General features: G+C 44.5%; 7 protein-coding genes. All 7 read right to left on the bottom strand.

Features of this window, described 5'->3' with window-relative positions; genetic code table 11:
- Positions 1 to 9: 9 nt before the first annotated feature.
- The 7 genes from ACG2E4_RS07120 to ACG2E4_RS07150 all read right to left on the bottom strand — a co-directional run bounded on the left by ACG2E4_RS07120 (position 10) and on the right by ACG2E4_RS07150 (position 15,791).
- Complete coding sequence (locus ACG2E4_RS07120; RefSeq protein WP_395259054.1) at positions 10 to 3,513, bottom strand: SusC/RagA family TonB-linked outer membrane protein; 3,504 nt, start codon at positions 3,511 to 3,513, stop codon at positions 10 to 12.
- Between the two features lie 26 nt (positions 3,514 to 3,539).
- Positions 3,540 to 4,568 carry a FecR family protein gene (locus ACG2E4_RS07125; protein WP_395276126.1) on the bottom strand — a complete coding sequence of 343 codons (1,029 nt, stop codon included), beginning with the start codon at positions 4,566 to 4,568 and terminating at the stop codon, positions 3,540 to 3,542.
- Positions 4,569 to 5,024: 456 nt separating this feature from the next.
- Positions 5,025 to 5,588, bottom strand: coding sequence for an RNA polymerase sigma factor (locus ACG2E4_RS07130; RefSeq protein ID WP_395259060.1), 564 nt, complete (start codon positions 5,586 to 5,588; stop codon positions 5,025 to 5,027).
- Positions 5,589 to 5,920: 332 nt separating this feature from the next.
- Entirely contained in the window at positions 5,921 to 6,721 is an 801-nt protein-coding gene (locus tag ACG2E4_RS07135; protein WP_395276127.1) for a DUF1080 domain-containing protein, read from the bottom strand.
- A gap of 116 nt (positions 6,722 to 6,837) precedes the next feature.
- On the bottom strand, positions 6,838 to 8,550 hold the full coding sequence (locus ACG2E4_RS07140; RefSeq protein ID WP_395276128.1) for a RagB/SusD family nutrient uptake outer membrane protein: 1,713 nt from the start codon (positions 8,548 to 8,550) through the stop codon (positions 6,838 to 6,840).
- Positions 8,551 to 8,593: 43 nt separating this feature from the next.
- Positions 8,594 to 11,722, bottom strand: a complete 3,129-nt coding sequence (locus ACG2E4_RS07145; RefSeq protein ID WP_395259067.1) for a SusC/RagA family TonB-linked outer membrane protein — start codon at positions 11,720 to 11,722, stop codon at positions 8,594 to 8,596.
- Between the two features lie 691 nt (positions 11,723 to 12,413).
- Entirely contained in the window at positions 12,414 to 15,791 is a 3,378-nt protein-coding gene (locus ACG2E4_RS07150; RefSeq protein WP_395276129.1) for a VCBS repeat-containing protein, read from the bottom strand.
- Positions 15,792 to 16,044: the final 253 nt, after the last annotated feature.

Genomic DNA, 16,044 nt, shown 5'->3' on the forward strand with positions numbered 1-16,044 from the left:
CCTTTAAGTCTAAAACTTTAAGTTAATTCCAAGTGAATACGAGCGAGCCAACGGATTAACATAACTGTCAATTCCGGGTTGTACAGGATCACTGCTGGCCGAAACCTCAGGGTTAAACCCGGAATAATTATCGAACCGAGCAACATTGTCAATTGTAAATATGAAGCGAACCTGGCTCGTCCCTATTTTTTGTGAAATCTGGCTGGGCAAGCTGTAACTCAGCTTTATATTTTTAATCCAAAGATGATCGCCCGGCTCCAGCCAGTCATCCATCCATTCCCGAGAATTTGCATTAACCTCAGACCTTGGTACAAATCCGTTGCCCGGATTTTCAGGAGATTGCCATCTATCGAGAACCAATGTGCTGACATTCCAGCGAGCTACCTGGTTTAGGTCTACATCCCGGATTGTTGGCATAATTTGATATCCGAGCATGCTGGACAGCAATACGGAAAAGGAAAAATTCCGGTATGACAGTTGATTGTTAAAACCCAAAATCACATCTGGAGTCGGGTCTCCGATAACCGTCATATCATTTGTGCGATCGATAACTCCATCTCCATTCAAATCTTTATAATGGTTGGTTCCCGGCACTTTGGGGAGTCCTGCAAAATTAGCCGTATTTGGATCATTTGCTGTTTCCTCGTTGAATAATCCCACACGCACCAGGCCCCACAAGGCTCCCACTTCGTCCCCTACTTGCACGACGTTGGTACCGCCACGTCCTCCAAAACGCAGCCGGTCGATTTGTGCCGGCATCTTGGTAACTTCGTTTGTAGTCCACGAAATGTTTAAATTACTATTCCACTGTACTCCCCCGTTAAAATCCTTAAAGGCATTAATGGAAGCGTCAACGCCTTTATTGACCATTTCACCGATATTAACTCTGGTACTTTGGAACCCTGAAGCTCCGGGTGTATTAACATTAAACAGCATGTTTTTTGTGGTCTTATTCCAGTATTCAACCTCCATGGTAATACTGTTATTCAGCATGCGGAGGGTGGTCCCTATTTGCCACTGTTCGGCTGTTTCCCATTGCAGGTCTTCATTACTTATGGCCGATAGTGATTTGGCCTCGCGCACATTATCCCCAAATACCGCCCGCACGGAGGCAAGTCTTCCCAGGGCATCAAAATTGCCGATGGCATTGTTGCCCGTCTTGCCGTAACTCCCTCTCAACAGTATTTCATCAATGAAAGCGTCATCAGGATAAAAATTTTCATTGGAAATTCGCCATCCCAGGGCCCCCGACGGAAAATTTCCATACCTGTTGTTTGCCCCCAGCCGTGATGACCCCTCGCGTCTAAAATTAAGTTCTGCCAAATATTTGTCCTGATAGTCATATTTTATTTGGCCAAAGACCGCCAGCAGTGACCATTCATAATCACTGCTAAAACCATTCAGCTCTGCGGCCTCGGCAAAGTTTACGATCTCATCGGAGGGGAAGATGGCTCCATTCATTTGATCTGTAACGCCGGTCTCCTTTTGTGCGGTCTGTCCCAGTGTAACATTAAAGTCGTGCGCTCCCATAGATCTGGTGTAACGGAGTATGTTATCGATGCCCCAATTCTCTAATTTGAATATTTGGTTCGTCGCATTGTTATTCTGTGGAGGCCCGCCCCTGGAAAGATCACCCGGACCAGCGATACTGATTTGGCCTATGGTCGTAGGTTGGAATTGTTCGGTTTCACTGGTGAGCTGTCGCACATAAATGCGTGGCGCATAATGCAGATTGTCCGTTATCCCCACATCAAAGTCTAAATTAGCTTGTAAGTCCCGGTTAATAACCCTGTCGAGTTCTTCTTTAGCCTGAAATATCGGGTTAGGTCTGGCAAAAAAGCCCGGAGCGTCTCCCGGAACGAAAGGGATAAGATTACCATCCTCGTCATATGGAGATATGAGTGGGCTCCCTGTTATTGCAGCCCATAATCCACTCCTGTGTCCATCTGAAGGGATCCTGTTATTTTCCGTTCGCATACCATTTAAATTTAGTCCCATTTGTATGCTTTCAGAGAGATCCGCATCGATATTTGAACGCAAAGAAAAACGTTGGAAATCATCTGAAGGCAGCAGGCTCTTTTCTTCCAGATAACCGCCCGAAATAAAGGCCCTCAGATTTTCATTACCCCCTCGATAATTGAAATTGTGATTATGAGAGAACGAAGAACGGCCTTCCTGGATAAATTCATCGAGCCAGTCGGTCCCTTCCGGACTTAACTCACCGCGTTCCAGGGCTTCCTGTGCGTCAAGAAACCGCTGAGGTATTGGTGTGGGAGTGGAAACATTATTAAACTCATCGAGCTCCCGGATACGCTCTATATTAAATTGAACAGCCTCTTCAGCGTTTAACATCTGAGGCCTCCAGCTCTCCGGAAGCTCTTTAATTAGAAGGGATGAGCTATAGGTAAATTCGCTCATCCCGGAAGCAGCATTTTTAGTTTCAACAAGAACAACTCCATTGGATCCTCTGGCACCATAGATAGCCGTTGCTGCCGCATCCTTCAAGACTGTAATACTCCCAATGTCATCAGGATTCAGCGTCTGCGGGAAACCTGTTCCTACGGGAAACCCATCAACCACAATTAATGGTTCTACTCCGGCATTGACCGAGCTCGTTCCCCGAACTCTAATAATTGGAGGAGAACCGGCAGCACCGGTACCATCCTGAATACGAACACCGGAAACGCGGCCTTTTAATAAATCTCCCGCTTGTGGAGTATTTTGATCACTCAAATTCAAATTATCCGTATTAACCGTGGAAATACCTGAAACTACATCTTCCCTTCTCTGCGTGCCGTAACCCACAACCACCAGCTCTTCACCGGAAATGGCCTGGGATTGCAACGCCACATCAATATCCGTGCGTCCATTTATTGGCACTTCCTGTGTCTGGTACCCGATAAAGGAAAACACGAGCGTATCCTGCAGCGAAGGTACATTCAGCTCAAATCCCCCCTCACTGTCGGTAGAAGTTCCCGTGGTGGTTCCTTTGACCAGTACATTCACCCCGGGCAATGTCTCCCCGGTACCGGCATCCGTCACCGTTCCCCGTACCGTTTCCATCTGTTTTACCCTCTTGTTGTCAAGTATCCGTCGAATTACCAGGACATCACGGCTGGAAGGAAGCACGGCCTCCAATCCCGTTCCGGAGAGCAGGGTATGCAACGCTTTAAAAACGGAAACGTTCTCAAAGTCAGCGTTGACCTTTTTGTTCGGTACATGTCGAACTTCAAGCGCCAATCCCACATTTACCTCGTCCGCCAACAACTGAAGTGCCGAAACAAGCGTAACCTCATGCAGTTTTAGCGAAACCTTTCGTTGTGAATTGGAGGCAGGTTCATTCGCGACCAGCTGTGGCTGATGACGTTCATCCTCATCCGAAGTCTGCAGATAGGAACCTGAGGCAAAGCCCGCCTGGGCGAGCATGCAGAAACAAAGCAAAAACAGGGCCATCTCTTTGATCCAAATTCCAAGCCTGTCCAGTACTGTCACCGTTCTATTATATCTATCCATATCATCCCGTTATTTTTATTTACAGATCAAGATTTTACGTTATCTTTTACCCAAATTACGCTGTTGTCTTTTCTCTCATAATCTATGTGAAGCGTCATGGAGACCACCTCCAATACCTTTTCTACAGACCCATACTGGAAATCCGTCGAGAGAGTCAGCCTTTTCAACTCTTCATCCGAATAGTTAAATGAAAGGTCAAATATTCGACTCAACTGCAGGCTTACCTTGTCAAGCGGGGCCTCATTAAACTCGAGTCGTTTGTTCATCCAGCTCAAATAGTTGTTCACGCCAAATTCATCAACCTGGATCGTGCGCTGTTCCAGATCGATATAGCCAAATTGTCCCGGTACCAGCTCGGTGGCCTCCTCCTCATTCTGTCGCTCTGTCCACATCGAAACTTTTCCTTCTGTTACAGCTACTTGCACGTTATCTTCATCAGGATCCGCTTTGACGTTAAATGCGGTACCTAAATCCTTGATGGAAGCACCCGGCGTGTGAATTACAAAAGGCCGTGTTTCATCATGGATCACTTCAAAGTACGCTTCACCAGTCAGTGTCACCTCTCGCTCGGATCGCCCGTAGCCCTCTGATATTTGAATCTGGGCATTGCTGTTTAACCGGATCTTCGTCCCATCACTTAAGGAGAGAAGCTTGTGCTGATCTTCTCCCGCCTTATACAGTACAGGTTGTTCGGCGACCTGGGATTGCTGATTCATATCCGCCCAGTTGCTAAAAACTACAACGCTTGAGACCAGTACTACGAGAGCGACGGCTGCGACTTGCCAGTAGTAATTCGATTTTCTGCCAGAAGGAGTAAGGTATTTGTCAGTTGGAGTGGCTTCGATTCCACTTTCAATTGTATCCCACATCTTCTCCGACCGTATTTCTGACATCAGCGGCGTAATACGTTCATCCTTGAGGAGATCAATATCCTGGTCCAATTTCTTTTTCAGAAATGCTTTACCCTCCGGCTTGCTGAACCAGTCCAGAACCGCCCCGGCCTCCTCGGCAGAACACGTATTCCTAAAAAATCTTTCTACTTTTTCAAGATCCATATTAATTGTTACTTGGCTCTTTATTACTTAGTACGTTTTCACAAAGGGAAAGTATTAGATCGATTTCAAATAAATTTTAAAACGAGCTGCAGCTTACTTCTCTATGTTCCATACATTTCCGCTTCTGTTCTGTATCCTATCATAAATTCATGAGGGAGGGGAGATCAACTGGGAGAAGCCCGACAAGAGGGCAAAACAAGTTTAGGATGTCTCCTCGTTAAAGGCTAGGCTATTCTTGGCGAGAGAATTGATTAAATCCTTTTTTAAAAGCCATGAACGGCTTTTTGTATGAACACAAACGAATCCTAACCACGGGCGATTAGGTATCGGTTATCGGGAATTAGTTATTGGTTTTTTACCAATTAACGAAACACGCCTGCGTTGTGTTTGTTGGTACAGCTTACATACGAACCAATGTAGTTTGGGAAGAATGCAGACTAGGAGTCCGACAGACTCCTAGATTATGTCTCTCTTTCCCAGGTATTCCCGAATAAATTTTGAGCTGCGATAATATTGTGTTTTTACCGTATGGATTGACACGTTGTTTTTTTCAGCTATTTCAGCATTTGTAAGTCCCTCAAAACTGCGCATTTTGAACACTTTCCGTTGAGCGGGGGTCAGTTTTTTGAGAGCTTGAATCACCAAGTCTTTATATTCGGCCAGGATGAGTTCTTCAATAGTGGAATTGCGAAGGCGATTATCTTCTGAGAGCTTTTTATACCCGTCTTTGACTTTATTTCTGGTCTTTCTCTTTCGAATCATGTCAATAACATGATTTTTCAACATGGAAAAAAGCAGTCCCTTGATGGAGCGAGCCGGATCCAGCTCTTTCCTCTTTTTCCATAATTTCAGGAAAATATCCTGTATTGCGTCCTCGGCAAAGGCTTCATCCTTCAGGTAGCGTTTTGCCACGTAATAGAGCTGCTCATGATATCGTTCATAGATTTCTCTGAGTGCATGTTTCTTACCCTTCCGAATTTTTTTGACCAGTTCGCTGTCACTCATATTATTGATACTCATCCCATTCACCTTAACCAAATGAGTTCATCTCGAAAAATTCGGCAAGTCCCATTTATCTTCTGGAAAGACATGGAATCGCAAAATCCCCACCTACCTCTACACTGTATAAGAGACGACAGAGATGGGCTTCTACTCCTTTTACCGAATACAGCAGGACAAATAGCGGGATAAGCCTCTCTTGATGGCTTACTTAGAAGCACTCAACAAGTTACTATCTGAGGACGTTGCAAAACCCTTAATTCCTTGTTCTGAGGGAGTTGAACTCCCGTTTACAAGGGCGTTGGCAAATCCCCTCCCAACAAAATAGCAGGTTCTGCAAAGATCCCTGTCATTTAGTTCAACCTCTTAATCCTGAAATTTCGGTATTCCACCTTCATGGGAGGGCCAACATGTACCTGGACGCCAAGCCGACCATCAAACCGGCGGTTAACCGTATCCCGATCGGTCGCGTCGCTCATCAACGCGCCATTGACGTAATGTTGCAGATGATTTCCCCTTGCTATTATGTGGTACTCATTCCAGTTGCCATTATTTATATTGGCCTTCAGAGAATCCACATTTCCCAAAGAGCCAACGACATTTCTTGCAGTCCACTGATTATTCTGAATGTAGGTCTCCAGGGAGTCTGTTTCGGGCATCGGCGGGAGGATCACCTTTTCGCCAATTGCCGCCAGTGTGGTACGCCTGCGCTCTTCATAATTCATCCCGGTGTACCGGTTCTGGCCGTCCAGGTCTGCCTGGTATCCTCGCAGGGCATAGGGCACTCCCTCAACCCGTTCACTCCGGTAATTGATTCCGCTGTTTCCATCCGCCGAGATCCGGTACTCAACCTTGAGCTCAAAGTCAGATGGCATATCTCCCTGCCAGATGATAAAGCTGTTTCGGTCAAGTAGTGTACTGGGGGTCACCTCTCCGACCAATGCGCCATCTTCGACACGCCAGTAGGTTGGATCTCCTTCCCATCCATCTAGCGTTTTTCCGTTGAATATTTTCTTAAATCCGTCTTCTGCTGGAGTTGCCTCATCGGGTTCGCCGCAACCAACAACAGCAATAAGCAATATGGTCCAAAGGAAGCAATGAGCAAACATATTATGAGCGAACTTCGATATCTCTTCATTAATTCTTGTATACATGAGCTTCCTCAATCAAAAATTTCAATTAAAACAATTGTCTTGGGTAAAAAAATAGGGAGAGCTTTTGCAAGCCCTCCCTTTAAAAGATCTACATGTTAATTATTGGTTTAGATCACTTATTGATAGAAACTATTTTGTGTGATCTGACCCTGGGTATTCTGAATCTCACCTACTGGTATAGGCAGAACCAGTTCAGCTGGAGAAGAAATATCAATGTTGCTAATTCCTTCAACATTGCCCTCTTTTGCTATACGATCATCATGGAAGGTAACCAAAACATCATGAGCAAAGGAGAGCGTACCATCATTATAATGTGAAAATCGGAACAGGTCCATTATACTATGCCCCTCGGCCAACAGCTCCACAGTCCGTTCCATAAAGATAGCTCGGCCCAAATTATCACTATCCAAAAAGGTTCCTTCAAGGATAAATGGTACAGGATAATCGATATCAAGTGTCGCAATACTGGTAGGAGCCATACCTGCACGCTCACGGATATCATTGATATACCCAATAGCAGCAACGTCATCGCCCCCATCCCCTCGTTGCCAGTGCGCCTCTGCCAAAGCTAACAAGGCATCAGCATACCGGAATATTACAAGATTACCATCTTGTTCACTATCACTAGCGATCTGATTCGGCCAGTAGTACTTTTTAATTGTGGCAATAGAGTCACTTGACACAGAAAAAGGCGTATGTGCTACACCTCCAAAAGTTCTATTGGACGGATCAGCTGTCCAATAGAACATATCCGTGTATCGTTCATCATTGGCGGTATCAAAGAAATCCCAAACCTGGTATGAAGGATATATCCCCTCGTTGGATCCATCTTCCGTTGTTGGCATACCGGGAAAATTATCCTGCATAATGCCGTTGTCAGCGTAATGATGAGGAATAACCATATCCAAAAAATCTGCATCAGGCTGACCGGCCACACTATTTGAGTACTCGAGCTCAAAAATGGACTCGTCGTTATAATTATTATCAGGATTAAAGATATCGATATATTCACCCTGTGGCAGAAGCGAATATTCGCCAGCCAATGATTCCAGGGCAGAAATCGCACCTGTATAATCACCTGTTAATAACCGTGTTTTACCCAATAGGAAGTTTGCCGCCCCGGCAGTAGCACGTCCAAGATCGGTGCTACCTTTAGAGGGTAGTGAAGTAGCATCCTCAAGGTCACTGATAATTTGTGCATATACTTCACTTTCTGAAGCACGCACTTTATCAAGAGCTGCTGCAGGAGAAGAAGTCTCCTCCGTCACAAGCGGTACGCCTGTGCCGTCTACATCACTCCAGAGCTGAACCAGGTTGAAATATGATACAGCACGAATAAATTTGGCTTCGTTCAAGATCCGATCACGCTGATTGCTATTTTCCCATTCTATATCATCTATTCGGGTAATAACAGTGTTTGCAGTATTGACCGTCTCGTAAAATCCCCCCCAAATTTGTTCGGGTATGGTATTACTGGGGTTTACAAACCAGCCCATTACGTTCTGGGCATCAATACCCGGAAGATTGGGATCAAACATCCGGTTGGTCGCATAGCCACGGGTCTCTTTCAACAGTAAATTTGTGTTAACACCATCACCAAGTCCCAACACTCCTCTCAAATCAGTATAAGCAGCTGCTAAGGCCGCCTCAAAGTGAGAGGGTTGTTCAAAATAATTGGCTGTGGTAGTAAACGAAGCCGGGTCCGGACTTAAATAGTTGTCTGTATCGCACCCGGTCCAAAGGAACATGACCGCGCAGAGCATCACAGCCGCTGGCCACACCCTCAGAATTCGGTATCGAACTTTATTAGTTTTATTAGATAATTCCATAGTGATTATTCCATAATTTTTTTTGCAATTAGAAAACACCCTCTTACAGGCCTATTTCTAGACCTAATGAAAACGTTGTTGCAAGCGGATAAGAAGAAAAATCTCGTCCGAGAGAAAGGTTTCCGGTCTGCCCATTATCCTGTGCTTCGGGATTACCCGGATATGAGGTTATGATCCAGGGGTTATCCACCGACATGTACACATTAGAGTTTTTGGTGCCGGCAAATCCAGATGGCAGGTTATACCGGAGCGTTACATTACGCACCCACACATTCGTACCATCATAAATGTTGAGCGTATGCTGACCACGATAGCGCGTACGAGCCTCTGACGGTCCTAGAGGAGTTGGATGCCTTCCATCACCAGGTTCTGCTTCAGAACGGTAGAAATTATTGGCATAATCCGCGGCTACATTGAACAATCCATCGATGTTAAGAGCAGTACGGAAGTACTCTCTGCGATTGATATCATGGCCTATGCTACCGGTAACATTAAAACGGAAATCCCAGTTTTTATATCGTATGGTATTCACCATTCCAAATGTCCAATCGGGATGTGGATTACCAATCACAGCAAAATCACCTTCAGGAGGTGGACCAGGGGTAATCTGACCGTCCCCATTTACATCCAAAAATATCAAGTTCCCCGGAATCGCTCCTGAATATTTGGGCACATTGGAATCTGCTATCTGCTCTGGAGTGTACAGGGCATATCCATCGGGTACTACATGTCCGAGGTGTAACGCCATAGGATCACCCACGCGTGTAATGTGGGCAGGCTGTCCTTCTGCTCCTGCACCATAAATTGGAGCTCCATTTGGCAATGAAGTAATCTCATTGCGATACATTGACCAGTTCAGGTCTGTTAACCATGAAAAATCATCGCGTTCGACGTTAACAGTATTGAGAGTAACCTCAAGCCCCCAGGTTTCCATATCACCCAGGTTCTCGGTTACTGAGCCAAATCCGGAACTTGTCGGCAGGTTGCGGTTCAAAAGCATATCGGAGTTAGTCCGATTGAAATATTCGACGGTAAGATTCATCCGATAATTCAGTAAAGAAGCATCCACACCAACATTAACCTCCTTTAAACGCTCCCACGTCAGGTTGGGATTGGCAAGTGAAACAATTTTCCGTCCACCTGCAACCGAGCCATTGTTAAACATATAGTCCGCTTGCTCAACGGTTCCCAACGCAGAGTAATTACCTATTTGGTTATTACCACTGAATCCGTATGAACCACGCATACGCAATTCATCGAAGGTCTCGGAATTAAAAAATTCCTCGTTGTGCACATTCCATGCAACCGCAGCTGAAGGGAAATTGCCCCAGCGATTTTCACTACCAAAGCGTGAAGAACCGTCAGCGCGGAAGGTGGCAGTAAATATGTACCGGTCTAACAGGTTATAGTTTGCCCGCCCCAGCCAAGACATCATTGACCACTCTGATTCTAAACTATTACCGGTAAGATCAGAAGCAACGTTCAATGTACGTATCTCATCATCGGGAAACTCTCCATTAAATTGGGAGGTGTATCTGTATCCAGTCTGAACACTATATCCTGCTAATGCGTCCAATGTACCGGGACCAAGTTCCCTGTTAAAGTTGACGGTTATTTCACCCAACAGGCTGTTGTCTCTAGAATCGTTGATATATCCTATAGGCGTTACCGGTGGGTTACTATTAATTCCACCAAAAGTTGATGGCCTGAAGTACTCTTCTGTAGAAAGACCCCAATCCACGTTCCCACTGGCGCGTGCGGTCAGCCCTTCCATAAACTCATAGTTCATAAAGGCGGTACCAATTCCTCGTATACCATCAAAGCTTTGATCAAGATTTTCAAGTACGTAGAGTGGGTTCGGATGTTGCCAGGTTCCCGGACTTCGTACATGTTGCTGAGGATAAACAGTAAGTTCACCGTCGACATAAGCAGGTCCAAGAGGACTCATCATCATAGGAGAACCTTGTACTGAACCACGGCCCTCTTCAGCGACATCGGGAAGATTTCTTTTCGTATAACTGGGAGCTAGTTTTAGTCCAACAGTAAGTTTGTCTGACAGCGATGCCTCCAGGTTCGCACGAAGGCTTACCCTGTCAAACGAAGTATGTTTAATAACACCTTGGTCGCTACGAACATTAGCAGAAAAATAGGAGCGAATGGATTCGTTACCGCCACTGATAGAAACGTTAGCATCATAACTTATTGCATTGTCCTGGCGGACGGTCTCAAACCATTCGGTATCATTGTAGTTCTGCGGATTGGCATACACATCAGGTAAAGGCGTACCTGCACCCATTCTATCTTCCCAGATAAAACGCCAAAAGGATGCGTACTCTTCAGCATTGGCCATATCGAATTTCATCCGTTCAATATCTTGTGAAACTGAAGTAGAGACATTCACATTGACCTGTCGTGCACCGGCAGATCCGCCTTTCGTTTCAATTACAACTACCCCATTGGAAGCACGAGAACCATATATAGCGGTAGCAGAAGCATCTTTTAATACCGTAATAGATTCTATATCCGAAGCTGGAATATCAGAGAGCGGGCTCCTGTAGTTCGCTGCTTGTTCTTGGTCTGGATTGGGTTGCGGCAGCGCAAAACCATCAACTACATACAGAGGAACCACTCCTGAGCCAGCACTACTGACACCACGAATCCGAACCTGAGCTCCAGACCCGGGAACACCCGTGGTCTTCTGAACGGTAACTCCGGCAATCTGTCCTTGCAGGACCTGTTCCGGACTGCTTACAGACAAACTCGATATATTTGCATTGTCTACAACTCCTACTGATCCAGTTACATCCTCACTTCGCTGGGTACCATATCCAACTACTACGACATCTTCACCCATCACAGCCGCTGGAGTCATTTCTATATTGACGGTTTGACGACCGTTAATCGGTTCATTGACGGTTTCATACCCCACAAATGAAAAGACGAGTGTAGCGTCCAGTGAAGGTACATCTAGTGAATACTCACCATCTGCATCGCTAGAAGTACCAATCTGGGTGCCCTGAACTGAAATATTTACTCCCGGCATAGTGACACCGGTTTCAGCGTCTGTGACTGTTCCGGTAACTGTCTGGCCAAATGCAACAGAGGTCAAGAACATCAGTGATATCCCCAACATCCAGAAAGCCTTCAGCCTTATCCTGAATTGATTTAACATATATAACATGTTTATTTCCCTATTTTTTATGTTAATAGTATATAAAAAAGAATACGGTATTAGATTAGGCCTTTATCCCCCCTTACCCCTTTGATTTGTTATTATTTAAAATGAATCTACACTTTTTAAATCCTACTAAGTGCAAGCAGATTTCCCTAATTAACCTTATTATCTATATAGATAGAGGGCCCCATTATTAATTACTACTCTTTTTAAAAAAATTATTTTTTCCCGTCAATACCTTCCCTACTTAATTTGTTTACGACACGTTTAGAGAGTAGACTTTAAATACAAGGGGCTATTCAAGCTAGTGGTATACCAGGTAAAGGGGGGGGCTTTAAAAAGCCTGACTATCCATGACACTAAAACCGACTTCGACAAAATTTTATCATCCGTAAAAATATTCCAACCAATCAGCTTACTGTTTAGGGCAAGCTACATTTTCTCTGTGAACAACTTTAACGGTTATCACATTATTGGCTTAGTCCTGTTCTGGGCATCGACAGCGAATCCTGGTTATAGAGTAAGCTTAACGCGGATTACGAGGCTGACTTTTCCAACCTTTCTACCTGAACTGCATTACCTGCTGCGGAGTATATCAGAACATAGATCTGGCCAAAGCCAGTATACATAACGTCTATTTTTGCAAGGTATGAAACAGAGCTGGCACCCCAAATCGGTATTTTTAAATTTATTCAATCCTAAACACCTGGAGTCTATCATCATTGTTGGCAACCAATAACAGTTTATTTTCAGGTGTGTTAATAATTTTCAAAGTTTTTACATCTCCCGAGGCCCACAACCCACTTCTAAAGGGGGGAATGGGTTCAAAATTGCCATCTCCATCTCCTTTTAATAATAATCCATTACCGGCATCAGCTCTTGAAATATCAGGATGGGTGGCAAAAATATTGCCAGCTATAATCAAATCAAGGTTTCCGTCCTGGTCAACATCTTCTGATACAATTCCGTTAATCGGAGAGATCTGAGCATAATCCGGGAGTGTATTCATCGAGTACCCGCCTTCTTCTTTACTCAGGAGCACCATGCTGGCAAAGGTATCAGCCTGAAATTTTAGTGATTCATTTAAATCCCGCTCTTCGAAAATATCGGACATTGACTCTCCTTTCATTGATGAAAAAGTTGGATATTGCTCATGTATAAATCTCTGTTTCCCAAGCAATAATCTGCCCTTCCCAAAAAAAGGATAGTAAAGGCTATCTCTCTGTACAGTATAAATTAGATCTGTCGTCAGATCATTATTAAAATCGTTTGCAAACAGCCCGAACTTCTGTTCTCTTGAGGTACTAAAAGTGTGATTAAGCCCCAGATTACCCGCTACGATGTCCGGTTTTCCATCCTTGTTAAAGTCACCGGTTTCCAGGCTATACCACCAACCCCTAAGTGGCTGTTCTATGACTTCATCTGTTACTTCCTCCAGCTGGCCACTGCTACTCATTTGATAAAACTGAATCGGGAGCCAGGTACCGGCCATAACCAGATCTAGCTGACCGTCTCCATTGAAATCTATCCACTCTGCGTCGGTAATCATACCCGGTTCAACTAAACCGGGAGCCACATCTTTCGTTACATCCCGAAAAGTCCCCCCCTCGTTTAGAAGGAGGTAACTTCGTGCTGGGTAAGGATACTTTTGGGGGAATAGTCTCCCTCCGACAAATAGGTCCATCGACCCATCCCCGTTGAAATCTCCCGGAGTTACCACTGAACTGCTCGTATACATTCTGGGAAGTGCGGATTCATCTTTAATGAAGCGGCCCTCTCCCGTGTTGATATATAGGCGATCGAGCATGTTGTCTTCATGGGAAAAAAATTCATATCCACCACTTGCCACGTACAGATCAAGCGAGCCATCTCCATTCGCATCAAAGAAAACTGCTCCCATGTCTTCACTAGAAGCATCCGCCAACCAAGGCTGATTTTCATTCGCTTCTTCAAACTGCCCCGGTGACTGCTGCATATATAATACGCCGGCCGAATTAGCTGCCCCTCCCACATATAGATCTTCCAGTCCGTCACCATTGACATCACCTGTAGCTATCCTTGGCCCCAATCTTGACAATTGCTGCATAAGTAACGGCTGAACCTGATAATCGATAAAATTATTTTCATTGTGTTCATAGGTCAAACCCGTCTCATTTGTCACTTCTTTAAATAAATAGCCAATATTCTTTGGTGATCTGTCAGGATCTCTAGGATCTGATGCGTTATTATAATCAAGGGTTAATTGTTGATTTGCCTCTATCCCGGTCAACAACTGATAACTTCCATCCGGCCAAAATACTTCAAGTGAATCAATAAGGTTCTCTTTCTCTAATCCGAAATGAAGACGAGTATCAACAGATGACTGGTATCCACGGTAAGGCGATTGGTACAAATACTGTTTTTCTTCTCCTAATGTGATAACAACCTCCGTTCCAATCCCTATACTATTTTGTCCTGGCCCATTCAATTGAATAGTCAGGTAATGATTACCGGATTGTTCTATGGTATTATTCTTGTAAATCGAGGCGGGTTCATTCAGATTGTTAATAATCAGTTCAAGATCACCATCGTTATCCAGGTCGCCGTGGGCCGCTCCATACGAATAGGTGGAATCCCCAAAGCCCCAAGATTTGGTTACATCACTGAACTGCATTGTACCATTGTTTTGAAACAGATAGTTGGGTATCCGAATATTCTTTAGATTTTCTAAAATCTGGGATCGTTTGTCTTGGTCTGATGTATTGTGCATTTCGACGATGAAATCGAAATCGTTGGTCGCTTTCGGATAACCATTCGTTACAATGATATCTTTATGGCCATCATTGTCATAATCACCAAATAGTGTTGCCCAGCTCCAGTCTGTGTATGCTACTCCAGCTATACGAGCCACTTCACTAAATTTGAGATGTCCAGAAGGATCGATCCCATTGTTCAACTGTAATGCATTGAGGTTATAGGAATAGTTATAGCCCTGGTCAATTACCAGGTTGTTAAATTGCTCAAAGCTGGTACCGTAACTCATTCCCTTTCTTTCTTCAAGATCCTCCGGCATCATTCCAGTCTGAAAAATATCGGGCCATCCATCGTTATTAAAATCAGCTATATCCACCCCCATCCCGGCATAGGTAGTATGTTTTAAGTACGACCTTGATTGATCGGTGAACGTTCCGTCTCCATTATTCATATACAGCACATCGTCCGGTGCAATATCGTTTGATATATATATGTCAGGCCATCCATCACGATTAAGATCTCCTACAGCTACCCCGAGTCCATATCCCTTTCTTTCCAGGATACCCGCTTCCCTGGATACTTCGGTAAAGGTACCGTTCCCATTATTCCTGTATAACTGATCAAAACTTATATTCAAGCTATCCGCTGAAGGGTTTTGGGAGATGGCAATACTCTGGCCCATTTCCCTCGAAAATGTGCCCGGAGAGTGATTCAACAAAAATAAATCCAACAAACCATCCCGATTATAATCTAAAAAAGCTGCATGTGTTGTAAATCGGGTAGATGCAATACCATATTCTACAGCCGCCTCTGTAAATGTATTGTCCCCATTATTTAAGTAGAGTAAATTGGCTCTCTGGTTTTCCGGGTCTTCTTCCCTGCTGGCTACTGAAAGATAGATATCAATATAACCGTTGCCATCAATATCTACCATAGAGGCCCCAGTAATCCATCTCTCTGTCGTGATCCCTGCTGATTCTGTGATATCTTCAAATTCCAGTTCACCTTTGTTCAGATACAATCTGCTGGAAACCATATTACCCGTGAAAAAAATATCGGATAGCCCATCATTATTAATATCTGCTATAGCAACACCGCCTCCATTATACAACAAAGAAAAATCCAGCACATTTTCTCCGTCTCTTTCATCAATAACGTTGGAAAAGGTGATCCCGGTCTCAGAGGAGGGCAGTTTACTGAAAATACCGGTAACAGGTTCACTATCGGCCGAGGTTGACGAGTTTGGTGCAGGCTGTTTTTGCTGCTCCCCTGAGCAACTGCCCAGGCACACCAATACCAACAGTGCCACCAAAAGTTTCCTGCCATCCATCATATAGCCTGCCGTTTAAAATCCCGGGTCCGATTTAGAATTGTAGAAGGCTTTGAAATTCGCACACATTATTAATGTATTCGAGTTAAGTTGGTAAATTACGGTTTATGCATCTGTAGACCAATATTGCTGTCCAACAAAATCAGAGGCCGTTGTAAAACCGTTGTTTTGGCAAAACCCGGCATTGTTGCAAATTCGAAATCCTCATTAATGGGATAGAAACTGCGGTTTCGAATGCACTCAGGGGTTGGCCCTG

This window comes from Halalkalibaculum sp. DA384 (genome assembly GCF_043951955.1).
Lineage (GTDB): Bacteria > Bacteroidota > Rhodothermia > Balneolales > Balneolaceae > JAMQKA01.

Excerpts from the sequence above, each read along its gene's own strand:
- ACG2E4_RS07120 (WP_395259054.1), bottom strand. The coding sequence starts at position 3,513 with ATGGATAGATATAATAGAACGGTGACAGTACTGGACAGGCTTGGAATT.
- ACG2E4_RS07125 (WP_395276126.1), bottom strand. The coding sequence starts at position 4,568 with ATGGATCTTGAAAAAGTAGAAAGATTTTTTAGGAATACGTGTTCTGCC.
- ACG2E4_RS07130 (WP_395259060.1), bottom strand. The coding sequence starts at position 5,588 with ATGAGTATCAATAATATGAGTGACAGCGAACTGGTCAAAAAAATTCGG.
- ACG2E4_RS07135 (WP_395276127.1), bottom strand. The coding sequence starts at position 6,721 with ATGTATACAAGAATTAATGAAGAGATATCGAAGTTCGCTCATAATATG.
- ACG2E4_RS07140 (WP_395276128.1), bottom strand. The coding sequence starts at position 8,550 with ATGGAATTATCTAATAAAACTAATAAAGTTCGATACCGAATTCTGAGG.
- ACG2E4_RS07145 (WP_395259067.1), bottom strand. The coding sequence starts at position 11,722 with ATGTTAAATCAATTCAGGATAAGGCTGAAGGCTTTCTGGATGTTGGGG.
- ACG2E4_RS07150 (WP_395276129.1), bottom strand. The coding sequence starts at position 15,791 with ATGATGGATGGCAGGAAACTTTTGGTGGCACTGTTGGTATTGGTGTGC.